This window comes from Prevotella heparinolytica (assembly GCF_004342845.1).
GTDB lineage: Bacteria > Bacteroidota > Bacteroidia > Bacteroidales > Bacteroidaceae > Bacteroides > Bacteroides heparinolyticus.
On the sequence record NZ_SLXB01000001.1, the window covers coordinates 23,393 to 36,821 of the forward strand.

General features: G+C 47.3%; 13 protein-coding genes and 1 pseudogene. 8 read left to right on the forward strand and 6 right to left on the reverse strand.

Annotated elements, in window-relative coordinates; all coding sequences use genetic code 11:
* Positions 1-165 precede the first annotated feature (165 nt).
* From EV202_RS00105 to EV202_RS00115, 3 genes are read right to left on the reverse strand one after another with little or no spacing between them, the layout of a single operon-like run.
* Positions 166-1,410, reverse strand: coding sequence for an FtsX-like permease family protein (locus tag EV202_RS00105; RefSeq protein ID WP_131924490.1), 1,245 nt, complete (start codon positions 1,408-1,410; stop codon positions 166-168).
* Positions 1,410-1,742 carry a 30S ribosome-binding factor RbfA gene (rbfA, locus tag EV202_RS00110; protein ID WP_106069587.1) on the reverse strand — a complete coding sequence of 111 codons (333 nt, stop codon included), beginning with the start codon at positions 1,740-1,742 and terminating at the stop codon, positions 1,410-1,412. Before rbfA ends, EV202_RS00105 begins: the two co-directional genes overlap by 1 nt.
* A 59-nt stretch (positions 1,743-1,801) precedes the next feature.
* The gene (locus tag EV202_RS00115; RefSeq protein ID WP_131924493.1) at positions 1,802-4,309 is read right to left on the reverse strand and encodes a YfhO family protein; all 2,508 of its coding nucleotides are present in this window, start codon (positions 4,307-4,309) and stop codon (positions 1,802-1,804) included.
* Positions 4,310-4,445: 136 nt separating this feature from the next.
* Here EV202_RS00115 and EV202_RS00120 point away from each other — a divergent pair, with 136 nt between their 5' ends.
* Positions 4,446-5,156 carry a 5'-methylthioadenosine/adenosylhomocysteine nucleosidase gene (locus EV202_RS00120; RefSeq protein ID WP_131924495.1) on the forward strand — a complete coding sequence of 237 codons (711 nt, stop codon included), beginning with the start codon at positions 4,446-4,448 and terminating at the stop codon, positions 5,154-5,156.
* A gap of 27 nt (positions 5,157-5,183) precedes the next feature.
* Positions 5,184-5,666, forward strand: coding sequence for an S-ribosylhomocysteine lyase (locus tag EV202_RS00125; protein WP_106069589.1), 483 nt, complete (start codon positions 5,184-5,186; stop codon positions 5,664-5,666).
* Between the two features lie 121 nt (positions 5,667-5,787).
* On the opposite strand, the gene EV202_RS00130 is transcribed toward EV202_RS00125, so the two are convergent.
* Entirely contained in the window at positions 5,788-6,495 is a 708-nt protein-coding gene (locus EV202_RS00130) for a DUF6266 family protein (protein ID WP_131924497.1), read from the reverse strand.
* Positions 6,496-7,435: 940 nt separating this feature from the next.
* On the opposite strand from EV202_RS00130, the gene EV202_RS00135 reads away from it, so the two are divergent.
* The 6 genes and pseudogenes from EV202_RS00135 (at position 7,436) to EV202_RS00160 (ending at position 10,465) form a co-directional block, all read left to right on the forward strand.
* Positions 7,436-7,828 (forward strand): hypothetical protein, encoded by a 393-nt coding sequence (locus EV202_RS00135; protein WP_131924499.1) that lies wholly within the window; start codon positions 7,436-7,438, stop codon positions 7,826-7,828.
* Between the two features lie 264 nt (positions 7,829-8,092).
* A pseudogene (locus EV202_RS00140) lies at positions 8,093-8,455 on the forward strand (DNA alkylation repair protein); the annotation flags it as partial.
* 13 nt (positions 8,456-8,468) lie between these two features.
* Positions 8,469-9,062 carry a type 1 glutamine amidotransferase family protein gene (locus EV202_RS00145; RefSeq protein ID WP_131924501.1) on the forward strand — a complete coding sequence of 198 codons (594 nt, stop codon included), beginning with the start codon at positions 8,469-8,471 and terminating at the stop codon, positions 9,060-9,062.
* 13 nt (positions 9,063-9,075) lie between these two features.
* Positions 9,076-9,801, forward strand: a complete 726-nt coding sequence (locus EV202_RS00150; RefSeq protein WP_131924503.1) for a class I SAM-dependent methyltransferase — start codon at positions 9,076-9,078, stop codon at positions 9,799-9,801.
* Positions 9,802-9,872: 71 nt separating this feature from the next.
* The gene (locus EV202_RS00155) at positions 9,873-10,322 is read left to right on the forward strand and encodes a GNAT family N-acetyltransferase (protein WP_131924897.1); all 450 of its coding nucleotides are present in this window, start codon (positions 9,873-9,875) and stop codon (positions 10,320-10,322) included.
* Complete coding sequence (locus EV202_RS00160; protein ID WP_234878214.1) at positions 10,319-10,465, forward strand: hypothetical protein; 147 nt, start codon at positions 10,319-10,321, stop codon at positions 10,463-10,465. Before EV202_RS00155 ends, EV202_RS00160 begins: the two co-directional genes overlap by 4 nt.
* A 6-nt stretch (positions 10,466-10,471) precedes the next feature.
* Here the strand turns inward: EV202_RS00160 and EV202_RS00165 are convergent, their stop codons facing one another.
* Together EV202_RS00165 and EV202_RS00170 are read right to left on the reverse strand one after the other, a co-directional pair.
* Positions 10,472-12,118, reverse strand: coding sequence for an AMP-binding protein (locus tag EV202_RS00165; RefSeq protein ID WP_131924505.1), 1,647 nt, complete (start codon positions 12,116-12,118; stop codon positions 10,472-10,474).
* Positions 12,119-12,175: 57 nt separating this feature from the next.
* A complete protein-coding gene (locus EV202_RS00170) occupies positions 12,176-12,751 on the reverse strand; it encodes a helix-turn-helix domain-containing protein (protein ID WP_106069592.1) in 576 nt (191 codons plus the stop codon).
* Between the last annotated feature and the right edge of the window lie 678 nt (positions 12,752-13,429).

A 13,429-nucleotide genomic window follows, 5' to 3' on the forward strand; every position in this document is an offset into this window, starting at 1 on the left:
AACCTAATCCCACACTTTAGCAGTCCTAAGCCCACACTTTAAGAAGCCTATCCCCACACTTCAGAAGGCATTAGCCCACACCTTAGAAGAGGTAAGCCCACACCTTGTGAACGGTAAACTGCAAGGGGAAAATAAAGCCTCAACAGACTTTTGCAACCTATCACTTTATTCTGCCGACGAAGACTTGAGCAATCTCCTGCCAAGGTATCTCACGGGATAGCGGACAGAGAAGAAACCCACGGCAATCACAGTGATGAACACCAGAACGATGTCTATGACATGTACGCTTACCGGATAGGTATCTACCACAAACGCACCGTTTCCTCCGCCCAGCGAAATCAGACCGAAGTGCTGTTGCAGAAAACAGAGCAACAATCCCAACACGATGCCGACAGTAGCTCCGAAAACAGAAATCAGCCGCCCTTCAAACAGGAAGATGCTCAAAACAAGGCGTTCGTCCGCTCCCAGATTACGCAAGGTCTCCACGTCTTCCCGCTTGTCCAATATCAGCATGGAGAGGGAACCGATGACATTGAAGCACGCAATGACAAGGATGAAAGTGAGAAATAGATAAGAAATCAGCTTCTCGATTTCCATAATACGGAAGACATCGGCCTGCTGTTCGTAGCGGTTCTGCACGACAAACCGGTCGCCGAGGATATGCTTTATTTTCTTCTGCACGGCATCGACGCCGAATCCGGGCTTCAGCTTCAGTTCGATGGCGGAGACTTCCGTATCATAATTGAACAGGCGACGGGCAAAGCCGAGGGAAGTCAGGATGTAGCGTGAATCGTATTTCTTCTGATTGACCGCAAATATGGCTCCGGGCGAAAAAAGGTACTCCCGATTGAAAGCGGCGGTAGGATTGGCAATGTTCACCCGTACATTCCGTTTGGGGGCATAGACCAGCAAAGGGTCTACGAACTGAATGCCTGTACCGAGTTCGGACATGAACTCCACCCCCATGAAGCCATAGTCCACCAATGAATCGTTGAGCACAAACCGGCCTGTGCCATACAGCAGGCTGTCGATGGAAGTCAGTTGCTCGAAGTTATCTTCCACCCCTTTTATCACGGCCATTGCCTGACGGTCTTTGTACTGCACCATCGCATTCTCCTCCAATGTTTCCGTCCAGACATCAATTTCGGGCAAGGCACGTACTTGCCGGATGCGCGACTCGCGAGGGTCGAAAACTTTGCCTTCACGGATGGTAATCTTCAATTCCGGGTCGAAAGCCGTGAAGAATCCTGCCACCATGTCCTGAAAGCCGTTGAACACGGACAAGGTACATACCAATGCCAACGTGGCCAATGCCACCCCACATACCGAAATGCCGGAAATGATATTGATGGCGTTGTGCTTCTTCTTTGAGAAGAGATAACGACGGGCTATGTAGAATGGCAGATTCACTATTTCAAGAGTTCGTCAATCCGCTCCAGATAATCCAACGAATCGTCCACAAAGAACTTCAGTTCGGGTATGATGCGCAGTTGATGGCGGACACGTGTGCCCAGTTCAAAGCGGATGGATTTCATGTTTGCGTTGACGTTTCTGATGATTTCTTCACTCTTTTCTGAAGGGAACACACTGAGATAGGCACGGGCCACACTCATATCGGGGCTGATACGTACCGCGCTCACTGAAATCAATGTGCCGGACATGGATTTGGTTTGCATCAGAAAGATGTCGCTTAATTCCTTCTGGAGCAAGCGGGCTATTTTGTTTTGTCTGGTAGTTTCCATACAGTTTAGTTGTTTATTTAAGAAGCAAAGTTACTGAAATATATTGTTCCGCCGGGCATTTATAGTTTTTTTAGATTCTTTCCCCTCACAATCACAACCATCACTCCTATGATGAGAAGAGCCAATGCAGCGTATGCAATGCCTTCCGTCACATGCAGGCTCACCGGGTCGAAATACATCTCGATGGTATGCTCTCCGGCAGGGACATACATGGTGCGCAGGATGTAGTCGGCACGTGCCAGTTTAGCCGGCTGTCCGTCAATGGTGACATGCCATCCGTCCGGATAATAGATTTCGGAGAATACAACAACGCCGTCTTTGGAATTATTCGTCTTGTAGGTCAAACGGTTCGGTGCATAGCTTGTCAATTCAACGACCGAAAGGCTGTCTTTGTGGCTTTCCGTAACGCTCTTCAAAGTTTTCTTGAAACGTGCGTCTACAACAGCGGTCTCTACCGGATGGATATCATTCAAGGCATCTATTTCCTCGTTGGCATTGTTCACATACCGCACCTTGTTCACAAACCACGCATTGCCATAGGCGTATGGGTTGAGAACAGGAACCGTCTGCCCTTGTTGCCCCGCCGGAAGAATGAAATATTTTGTATTCAGCATATTCAGAACCCTGAACTTATCGGCATCCACGCTGTCCATTTCGCCCCCAGCGGTGGCAATGGCACTGTAAGCAGCCTGCATCTCCGGAGAGATGTGGTGCTCTATCATCTCCTGATAACGGCGCAGTTTGGCGGCATGGTATCCGCCGACGCTCTTGTGCCAATAAGACGTATTGTTCTCATTGAAGGTGTTGCCGGCAAAGTTCAGGACGCGATATCCCGGAGTATTGTCCTGCAAAATCAGTTCGTCGGCTTTCGTCTTCTTGAACGTTTCGGTCCGGATAGAGCGGGGAACAAACTGCTCGTCGTACAGGTATCGTTTGTTGACGCTCCACATATCGAACAAGCAAAGAAGTGTGATACCCACCACAATCAGCGAACCGCGCATCTTGCCCGCAACGTAAAGCCAAAGCAAGCCGCAACCGATGACAATGATGATAAAGCTTCGCAGCGCATCGGAGCTGACAAGCGCGGCGCGCATTTCCCCCAGATTGGCAAGGATGCCGGACAACTCCTCGGTGGGTATCATATTCCGGTCGACGGCGTTTTGCAGCATCCGGGCCTCTTGAACGGATACATAGCCTGAGCTGAAGCTACCCGGTGCCACAACCAGCAGCAGAGCTACCCCGGCAGTGAGAGCCGCACTGACGCCCAAAGCCCTCTTTTCACGCTTCAGCACCTCCGGTTCGTCCAGTATGCGTTTCAAAGCAAAGATGGCCAACAGCGGAATGGTGAACTCTGCGATGACAAGGATGGACGACACCGCACGGAATTTGTTGTACATCGGCACGTGGTCAATAAAGAAATCCGTCAGAGGCATGAAATTCTTTCCCCAAGCCAAGACGATGGAGAAAAGAGTAGCCCCTATCAGCGCCCATTTCAGAGGACCTTTCACAATGAAACATCCCAGAATGAACAGGAAAAGAACAAAAGCACCCACATAGACAGGGCCTGAGGTCATGGGCTGCTCGCCGAAGTATTGCGTCAATGAGTTATATAAACTGCCGTACATCGGATTCGCTTTCTGCATGGCCGTCTCGCTTTGGCTCAAAGGGACGGATGCCCCACCTTTGAAGTTGGGCACGAGCAGGGTCAGAGTTTCGCCGATGCCGTAGCTCCATCCGGTGATATAGTCACGGTCCAGTCCGCCGCTGGTCTGCTTGGCGGTTTCTCCCGTTTGCACCAATTCGCTTTTACCGCGCATGGTTTCCTTGCTGTAAGCATAGGTGTGATAGAGGTTCGACAGATTGGCGGCCACACCGATAAGGGCAGCCACTACCAGCACGGCGCTTGCCTTGAAGAATCGGGGCAACGTCTTGTTTCGCCATGCGTCCTCCAAATAAGCACCGACGAAGAACAAGATGACGAAGAAGAAATAGTAGGACATCTGTATGTGGTTGGAGGTTACCTGCAAGGCCACGAACAGTGCCGTGACGATGCCTCCCGCCAACAGTTTGCCCCGATAGGCAAGAACGATGCCTGCCATCGTGGGCGGAACGTATGCCAACGTGATGAACTTCCAGATGTGCCCGGCAGATATCAGAATGAAGAAGTAGGAAGAGAATGCCCACATCACTCCGCCCAATCCCGCCAGCCATGCCGGTATGCCGAAGGCGCGCAGCAAGATGTAGAAGCCGAGCATCAGCATGAACGTCAGGCAGACGTAGTCGGGCAGAAAGAGCTGGTAAGTCTTTTGCACCCACTGCAAGGGTTTGGTAGATTCATACGAAGGAGCTATCTGATACACCGGCATTCCGCCGAACAGGGAGTTGGTCCAACGGCTGCGCTCACCCGTTTGTTCGTAGTACTCTTTGATTTCTTGTCCGGCACCGGCACCGGCGGCTGTGTCGTGTTGAAACAGGATGCGGTTCTCTATATCCGCCGGGAAAAAGTAGGCGAAAGAAAGCAGGGCGAATGCCAGAATGGCAATCAAATCGGGTAGAATCTTCTTCATGACTGCTGTTTTATATGGTTTTGATTGAGGGTTTGCGATTGCAAAGGTACGATATTTCTTTCTGTGGTGTGTCATTTGCAATCAGCATTTTATGTATCTTTGCATCCGATTCATCTTCAATAAAGAACTTTTTTTCATGAAAATCGGAATAATCAGCGCAATGGACAGCGAGCACCGGCAGTTGGCCGGACGCTTGCAGGACAAGAAAGATACAGGCGATGCACGCTTCAAGTATATAACCGGACGCATCGGACAAAACGAGGTGGTGTTGACGCAAAGCGGTATAGGCAAAGTGAATGCAGCCGTCGGCGCCACGGAGCTTATCCGGCGCTTCAATCCCGATTGTGTCATCAGCACGGGAGTGGCAGGCGGCATAGACCCTTGCCTGAAGGTGACGGACGTGGTGGCGGGCGGCCGCACGGTTTATCACGACGTATGGTGCGGCGACGGAAATGCCTACGGACAGATACAAGGCCTTCCGCTCTTTTTCGAATCGAGCGCCGTGTTGCTGCAACATGCCCTGAAGCTGAACGACGCCGGACCGGAAAGCCGTATTCATGGCGGCCTCATCTGTACGGGCGACCAATTCATCACCGAGCAATCGGGACTGGCTGCTGTGCGTACTCATTTTCCCGAAGGCATGGCGGTGGATATGGAATCGGCTGCCATAGCACAGACCTGCCACCTCTATCAAGTACCTTTCCTGAGCTTCCGCATCATCAGCGACACGCCCGGAAGCGAAGACCAGTTCTTGCAATACCTCGACTTTTGGGGCACGATGGCCGAACGCTCTTTCCATACCACGTGGGCGTTCCTGTCTTCACTGCCCGATACGCTTGCTTACTAAACTTAAAAAAATAAAGAAGAAAAAGACATGAAGAAGATTCCCAGTTTTACCATCGACCATATCCGTATGCTGCGCGGCATCTACGTATCACGCAAGGATGAAGTGAACGGCGAAGTAATCACCACCTTTGACATACGCATGAAAGAGCCCAATCGGGAACCGGCATTGGGACAGGGTGCACTGCACACCATCGAACATCTGGCGGCCACTTACCTGCGCAATGAACCGCATTGGCAGGACAAGATTATTTATTGGGGACCTATGGGATGCCTCACCGGCAATTACCTGCTGATGAAAGGCGACTTGCAACCTCAAGATATTGTAGCCTTGATGCAGGATACATTCCGTTTTGTGGCCGAATACACGGGTGAGATTCCGGGCACCACACCGGAAGACTGCGGCAACTGCCTGCTTCACGACCTCCCTATGGCCAAATGGGAGTCGGCCAAGTATCTGCACGAAGTGCTGGAGCAGATGAAAGAGGAAAACATGAAGTATCCGGAGCGGTAAAAGAAGAACAGCAGATAAGGCTTCTCATACAGGGACATTCATAGAATCCTTAGGAATAACGGAAAAGCGGGAAGCCGCATATCGAAAATGCCGCTTCCCGCTGCTGTGTCCGGCTTAGCGTTTATCCAAGCGGATTCTCACCGCCTCCCGATTCGCTGCCCGGTTGGCCTCCTCCCTGCTCTTCGCTGCCGGTGCTGAAAGCATCGTTTTTCAGGCAGGCACTGTTGGCCACGCTTCGGTCGTCTTCGCTCCGGAAGCCGATGTACACGGCCAAGGCGTCACCGCTCCATGCCGCAGGCAGGTCCAGCTGAGCCTTGCCGGCCGAGCGAGCGGCGGCATCGACATCATACACAGCCTCATTCTTCTTCTTGTTGTAGACCAGCAGCATGGCGCGGTCGGTGGCTTGCGCATCGCCCGTGCCGCTGTTGTCTTTCCACGTGTATGATGCCTTGTTCTCGGCTATGACTGCCGCGGGGTTGGCTGCGGTCGTCAGGGTGCCCCGCGTCAGCAGCACCTTGTCATAATCTATGACCGGAGTGCCTTTGGTGTCGGCCATCGCATGCTTCATGACGTACGACGTGGCCGCATTGTATTCCGATTGTCTTTTCGCATATCCCCGGTAACCGAACCGTATGAACGGTGTCATCGTTTTCAAGAAGCTATGTGTGATGATGAATTTGTTTCGCTGATACCGTTGCTTTTCCGTGTTCGCGTCTTTTACCTTCAAGGCCAATGCTCTCATGTAGCTGGTGCCCTTCCAGTTGCTGCCTACCACAGTGCCTACTTTTCCTGAAAATCCTCCGAGGATTCCTCTTGTAATTGTTCCCATAATGAAATTCTTTTTTGTGTGTGAATAAAATAAGTTTGTGTTGCCGGGGGGGATGCCTGAGAAACTTCTGCAGCAATTTCCTTACCTCCTCCGTCCGTCGTGTATCGGTGTTTGTGTTTCCGTTACGCCGGCAAAGATATGACGCATGTTTTTCTCTTGCAAATGAAAAAAGGCAAAAGCGTTCAACAAAATTTCTTTTACTTCCCAGCACGGGCTCTTTCATCTAAGAAAAAAAAACGGCCGATATTTGGAGCGACAACTTGATATGAGCCTCTTCTTTATTTTTATTTTATGAAAACATCACAAATAAAAGTCTCTCCCACTTCAGAAAAAGCGGATACGCACTTTTGCCATCTTCTTGTTTTCTTCCTGTCTATAGCGAACACCTCAACAAGAACCTGATAAGAAGATGATAAGAACCTGATAAGAATATAGCAGGATGAAGATGATGAAAGAAAAATACGGTATCATAGCCTTTGCTGATTCTTTTTATCGGTTTTAAATGAAATAGTTGTGGAATAAAAACGTGCGATATGGCTGCACATTATAAAAAAACTTTTATATATTTGTGCATAAACAGTGTAAAGTATAAAAACAGCTTTTATATTTTAAGAAACTGTTTTGAATTTATTTGCGCTATTTACTAAGAGGTATTTTTGCGGATTTTTCATCTTTCTCATGAGGAGCATAGCGGGCTATGTGACGGATGTGAAAGGAGAAAAAGACCAAAAAGAATATTAGAAAATGCTCATAGATAACTATTTAAATAAATTCAAAACAGTTTCTAAGCAGCCAGCAAGCTTGGGGATTAATGATGAATCGTTCTGAGATGACCAGAGGAGAAGCCGATGCAGCACTAATTTATGGCACCGCTCTTTCTACTTCAATGGGAATTATATATCCTCCTTTAGGAATTTTATTTGGTTTATAATTAGTGTATATGAATATTCAGTTTTTTCAAGACATTAGTACAGGTAACAAACTTGCAGCAAGATTGGCTATTGTACCTTTTATATGGTTACCGATAATAGCAGGTCATCTTCTTAAAGAAGATAAAGGCTATAGCTTGATATATTACTGTTTTTTTGTAGTCATTTATATCATGATGTTAGCTATGCTATATCTCTTTCTAAAGAAAATAACAAAAGGCAAAAAAAACAAATCGTTTGAAATAGCCTTGGGATGTTATCTGTTACTGATTGTACAGAATTTGGTAATTGTTTATTTATATATCCATCAAATTATGCAAACTTTAAGTAGCTTATGGATAGGTATACTTATAAGCTTATTTTCTATAACGATATGCGCTTTTGCAATAAAACGTACTGTATAGGCGTAGTTTAATAAGATAAGAGGGAGGTTAAAACACTTAGAAACTGTTTTGAATTTATTTGCGCTATTTACTAAGGGGTATTTTTGCGGATTTTTCATCTTTCTCATGAGGAGCATAGCGGGCTATGTGACGGATGTGAAAGGAGAAAAAGACCAAAAAGAAGATTAGGAAATGCTCATAGATAACTATTTAAATAAATTCAAAACAGTTTCTAAAGGTATTATCAATTTAATGATGCGCATAGATAAGATATTATGTGATATTGTAGCAAAAATGCTTGCAAAGGCTTTTGATGAGATTTGCAAACACAGAGGATACGAAGCGTCTCTACCTCTCGTCGAAGAGTGGATAAATGACGATAATCCGAATGTTATCCGTGCTGTAACAGAGGGATTGAGAATTTGGACAAGTTGCCCGTTCTTTAAAGAAAACCCATTGGTGGCTATTGCTCTAATCGCTAAGCACAAGGCACACGAAAGCGAATATCTTAGGAAATCCGTTGGAAACGCTTTAAGGGATATAAGCAAGAAGCACGCAGAATTGATCCGGCAGGAAGTGCAGCAATGGGATTTATCCTATCCTCGAGTTCTGTTCACTTACAAACTTGCAGCGAAGTTATTGAAGTAAAAAAGATATATCAATGAAAAAGAAAGTTTTATTTATCTTATTGAATGAATACACAGATTGGGAAGGGGCATTTCTCTCTACAGCTCTTCATGTGGGCGTGATACCGGGCGGTGAAATAAAGTATGAAGTGCATACCGTTGCCCCTACATCGGACGCTGTCCGTTCTATCGGTGGTGTTAAGACTTTACCTGATCATTCTTTTAAGAATATGCCGAAAGATTATGCAGCCTTAGTGCTTATCGGTGGCAACCGTTGGGACTCGCCCGAAGCAAAACCTGTCGCACCATTGGTACAAGAGGCTTTGGATAAAAGTAAAATCGTCGGAGCGATATGCAACGGTGCTTCGTTCCTATGTTCGCACGGCTTCCTAAACGATGTAAAGCATACGGGTAACGGTCTTGATCAACTTAAACACTGGGGTAGAGAAAAATACACAAATGAGGCAGGGTATGTGGAAGCACAGGCTGTCAGTGATAGGAATATTGTTACGGCAAACGGTGTAGGACATTTAGAATTCACTCGTGAGATGCTTCTGTTATTGGAAGCAAACAGTCCCGAACAGATAGATGCTTGGTACGATTTTTACAAAAACGGTTTCGTGAGATAATAGATGATTGCGTATGGAAAAGAATTGGGAGAATAACTTATCCGTATATATCAACAGAACAATTAGTCCTGACGGCAGAGACACGTTTGAGTCCACACAAGCATTGAGCGAACGGATGTTCGAATTTGCGACAGTCAAGAAAGGGAACAAGGTGATGGATTTGGGATGCGGTTGGGGGAAATCTTTGCAGCCATTCGTTCCTCATTTTCTATCCGCTCTCGGAATAGATACGAGTCAAGAAAATATCACACGGGCAAAAGAAGTCTATAAGGATTATGATAATGTTTCTTTTCAGTGTGGCTTCATTCAAGATTTGGAACTGTCGGCAGAAAGTGTGGATTTAATCATTTCCTCTCTGGTTCTGCACCAAGTGGAATGGAACGAGCAGGAAAGACTGTTTGAAGCCGTGAAACAGGTGCTGAAAGCAGATGGCGAAATGATAATGGCAGATGAAATCATCTTGTTCAATCCGGACACATTTCTCGAAAAGTTCAATGAAGTCTATCGCTATCTGTTGGAACATACCGCCCCGAAAGAAGTGTATGAAAATCATATCAAGCCATATCTGCAAGAGGGACATATCTATACTTGGCAGGACATGAAAGAGAATACGCCTCCTGAATATTGGTTCCACTCTATCGAAGATTTGAAAGCGACATTGAGAAAAGTCCGTTTGAAACTTGTGGAGGTTCAAGAAATAACCCCGTTCTTCGGTCTGCTGAAAATCAAACATCAATAACTTGGAAGAATGGGACCGAGAAAGATATATGCCTGTTGGATTTGTTATGGAAAACCACGGATAAAGCAGTGATTAGAATAGAAAGAGTAACCGAAAACAAGAAGCAATTCCTCGACCTGTTATTATTAGCAGATGAACAGGAAGATATGATTGACAAATATTTGTCGAGTGGAGACTTGTTTGCCTTATACGATGATGACTTGAAAAGTATTTGCGTTGTAGTGCCTGTAAATGATGATGTTTGTGAATTGAAAAACATAGCGACATACGAGCAGTATCGGGGCAAAGGTTACGGTAGAAGATTGATAAATTATATTTCCGACTTCTACAAAAAAGACTATAAGGCAATGCTTGTAGGTACAGGCGAAGTTCCTGCTATTCTATTGTTTTATGAGGGTTGCGGCTTTAAAAAGTCTCATCGAATAGAGAACTTTTTCACGAACAATTACGATCGTCCAATTTTTGAGAGAGATATACAACTCGTAGATATGATTTACCTTAGAAAGGAATTGAAAATATGACCATAGAATTTTACCCTATTGATAAGCCAAGAATGGACAAACTTCTTGATTCTCTTATAAACGCATGGGAGAGGTCTGTGCGTGCTACTCATCATTTCTTGACGGAGCAGGATATTCAAAAAGCCCGTTCGGATGTCAGTTGAACTCTCTCAGATAATCGTGATTCCCTGTTCCTCGCAGAGCCGCAGCCCCACGTCTTTCAGTTTGAACTTCTGAATCTTGCCGCTTCCCGTCACGGGAAACTCTTTGACGAAAAAGATGTATTTCGGAATTTTGTAGCGTGCTATCTTGCCGATGCAGAAGTCGCGCACGTCCGACTCGTGCATGTCCACCCCTTCGCGCAGGATGATGAAAGCCCCCACAGCCTCGCCGTATTTCTTCGACGGGATGCCTGCCACCTGCACATCCTTTATGCCTTTCAGCTGATAGAGAAACTCCTCTATCTCGCGCGGGTAGATGTTCTCTCCCCCACGGATAATCATGTCTTTGATGCGTCCGGTAATGCGATAGTTGCCGTTTTCGTCCTTGACGCCCAAATCGCCGGAGTGCAGGAAACCGTTCTTGTCTATCACCTCGGCCGTGGCTTCGGGATTCTTGTAGTAGCCCTTCATGGTGTTGTAGCCACGGTTGCACATCTCGCCTTGCACGCCTACAGGACACTCCTCACCCGTTTCGGGGTTGATGACCCGCACCTCGGTATGTTCAAAGTCGCTCCCCACCGTGTTGCAGCGCACCTCAAACGAATCGTCTATGCGTGTGGCGGTCATGCCGGGAGAGGCTTCCGTCAGTCCGTAAACGCTGGTCACCTTCATAAACATCTTCTCCTCCACCTGCTTCATCAGTTCTATCGGACAGAGGGCTCCGGCCATGATGCCGGTGCGCAGACTGCTCATGTCGAACATATCGAACATCGGGTGGTGCAGTTCGGCAATGAACATGGTGGGCACGCCATAGAGCGCCGTGCAACGCTCTTTGTGAATAGAGGCCAGCACAACCAACGGGTCGAAACGCTCCACCATCACTTGCATGCAACCGTGTGTCAGGCAGTTCATGGTGGCAAGCACCACGCCGAAACAGTGGAACAGAGGCACGCAGACGCACAACTTGTCGTCGGCGGTGAACTTCATGTGCTCACCCGTCAGGTAGCCGTTGTTGGTGATGTTGTAGTGCGTCAGCATGACACCTTTGGGGAAGCCGGTGGTGCCCGACGTGTATTGCATGTTCACCACATCGTGCGGAGTCACTCGGCTCTTCAGCTCATTCAGGCGGTCGTCCTCTACATTCTCGCCCAAGACCAGCAGTTCGGAAGTGTTGTACATGCCTCGATGCTTCTCCTGTCCCACGTAGACCACGTGCTTCATGTGCGGGAAGCGTTCGCTCTTCAAGTGTCCGCGCTCGCAGGTCTTCAGTTCGGGCAGCATGGTGTAGGTCATCTGCACAAAGTCGCTGTCCTTTTCGCCGTTGACGATGCAAAGGGTATGCATGTCCGAGTTCTGGCACAGATACTCCAGTTCCGACTGTTTGTAATTGGTGTTCACCGTGACATAGACGGCGCCTATCTTGGCACAGGCGTAGAGCAGTGTCAACCAATCCGGAACATTGGCCGCCCAAATGCCCACATGCGTCCCTCGCTGCACGCCGATGGCGATAAGCCCTTTGGCCATGTCGTCCACACGGCGGTTGAAGCGGCTCCACGTAAAACGCAGGTTACGGTCGGAATAAACAATGTATTCTTTGTCGGGCGTAGTCTCCGCCCAATGCTCCAGCCATTGGCCGAGCGTACGTTCGTATAGCATATTTGTATGAGTGGAAAACAGGAAAGTGGAAAGTTCTCACCTTCCACTTTCTTTATATTAAATAGGTGTATAGATTACCGCAAGGATTTTGGCAGCTTTTCCTTCGAAAGCATGCACGTGGTGCGGAACAATGGAGTCGTAGTAGATGCTGTCACCTTGTTCCAGCAGATAAGTGTTCTTTCCGTAACTTATTTCCATGATTCCTTCCATCACCATGATAAACTCTTCGCCTTCGTGCGAGGAAAGCACAAAGTCGCTGTCGTTGGTGGCTGCCACGTCGATGATAAAAGGCTCCATGTGGCGGTCGGCCTTCGACTTGGAGAGCGAATGATAAACCATGTGACGGCGGCTCTGTATGGCATTGTTGGAGAAACTGATGCTGTTCTGCGACTCGTCTTTGCGGCATACTACGGGGCCGTTTTCGTCCTGATCGTCGAGGAATGTACCCAACCTCACCCCCAGCACACGTGCTATCTTGATAAGAGGAGCCAACGACGGAAGGTCGATGTTGCGTTCTATGCGTTCAATCTGTTCGATGGCAAGCCCCGAACGTTGTGCCAGTTCTTCCATACTGATGGACTGGTTTTCGCGGAGAGTTTTTATTTTCTCTCCTACAATCTTGCTGGTATCCATAATGAAGCGTTTACGGTCTGAAAAGTTATGAATTATAGTTGTTGAACCGCAAAAATAAGGGAAACTTTTACTTATTGCAACATTCTGAGGGAAAAAGTTGGGGTTTGCAGGAAACAAGGGAAGAAAATTTGAGCATGTGGGGCATATCGTGCGAGGTTACAATTCAGTGATGTCAGTATAGGGTTTCGCCCGTTCAAGGCCGGTCAGCCGCTTCGTCTCATTTCCATAGATTGTATTTTCTAACAGCCTGCAATCTTTCGTTCATAACCGATTATTTTATTACAAATAAAGAGAAAATCATCTGTAACCGATAAATCTGTTGATGTTTTTTCTGCTTTCAAGTGTATTTGTGACGTTCGATGCCAACAGCGTAACCACCGTAGCTGGTTCGCTGCGCATGGAAAAGGGTAAAACAGGGGTGAATATATTGTATATGTCAGTACGAGTAGAATCCGACCTTTCTTTCGATTTTATTTTACATATCCGAGAGAAATCCCACCCCCTTCCCGATGCTTTTTTATTCACTCCCTGACTGAACGGGATTCAGTCGCCGACTGATTGTACCCCTCTCAGAACACCTTCTCGATGGGGGTATGAGTGGCTTGCGGCATAAGCCGGGTAATGGTAATAAATAATTATATTTATTGAAAAAAAGAGTACATGTGGCTTTTCTTACGT

Coding starts and splice junctions, on each gene's coding strand:
- rbfA (WP_106069587.1), bottom strand. CDS start 1,742: ATGGAAACTACCAGACAAAACAAAATAGCCCGCTTGCTCCAGAAGGAA.
- EV202_RS00115 (WP_131924493.1), bottom strand. CDS start 4,309: ATGAAGAAGATTCTACCCGATTTGATTGCCATTCTGGCATTCGCCCTG.
- EV202_RS00120 (WP_131924495.1), top strand. CDS start 4,446: ATGAAAATCGGAATAATCAGCGCAATGGACAGCGAGCACCGGCAGTTG.
- EV202_RS00125 (WP_106069589.1), top strand. CDS start 5,184: ATGAAGAAGATTCCCAGTTTTACCATCGACCATATCCGTATGCTGCGC.
- EV202_RS00130 (WP_131924497.1), bottom strand. CDS start 6,495: ATGGGAACAATTACAAGAGGAATCCTCGGAGGATTTTCAGGAAAAGTA.
- EV202_RS00135 (WP_131924499.1), top strand. CDS start 7,436: ATGAATATTCAGTTTTTTCAAGACATTAGTACAGGTAACAAACTTGCA.
- EV202_RS00145 (WP_131924501.1), top strand. CDS start 8,469: ATGAAAAAGAAAGTTTTATTTATCTTATTGAATGAATACACAGATTGG.
- EV202_RS00150 (WP_131924503.1), top strand. CDS start 9,076: ATGGAAAAGAATTGGGAGAATAACTTATCCGTATATATCAACAGAACA.
- EV202_RS00160 (WP_234878214.1), top strand. CDS start 10,319: ATGACCATAGAATTTTACCCTATTGATAAGCCAAGAATGGACAAACTT.
- EV202_RS00165 (WP_131924505.1), bottom strand. CDS start 12,118: ATGCTATACGAACGTACGCTCGGCCAATGGCTGGAGCATTGGGCGGAG.
- EV202_RS00170 (WP_106069592.1), bottom strand. CDS start 12,751: ATGGATACCAGCAAGATTGTAGGAGAGAAAATAAAAACTCTCCGCGAA.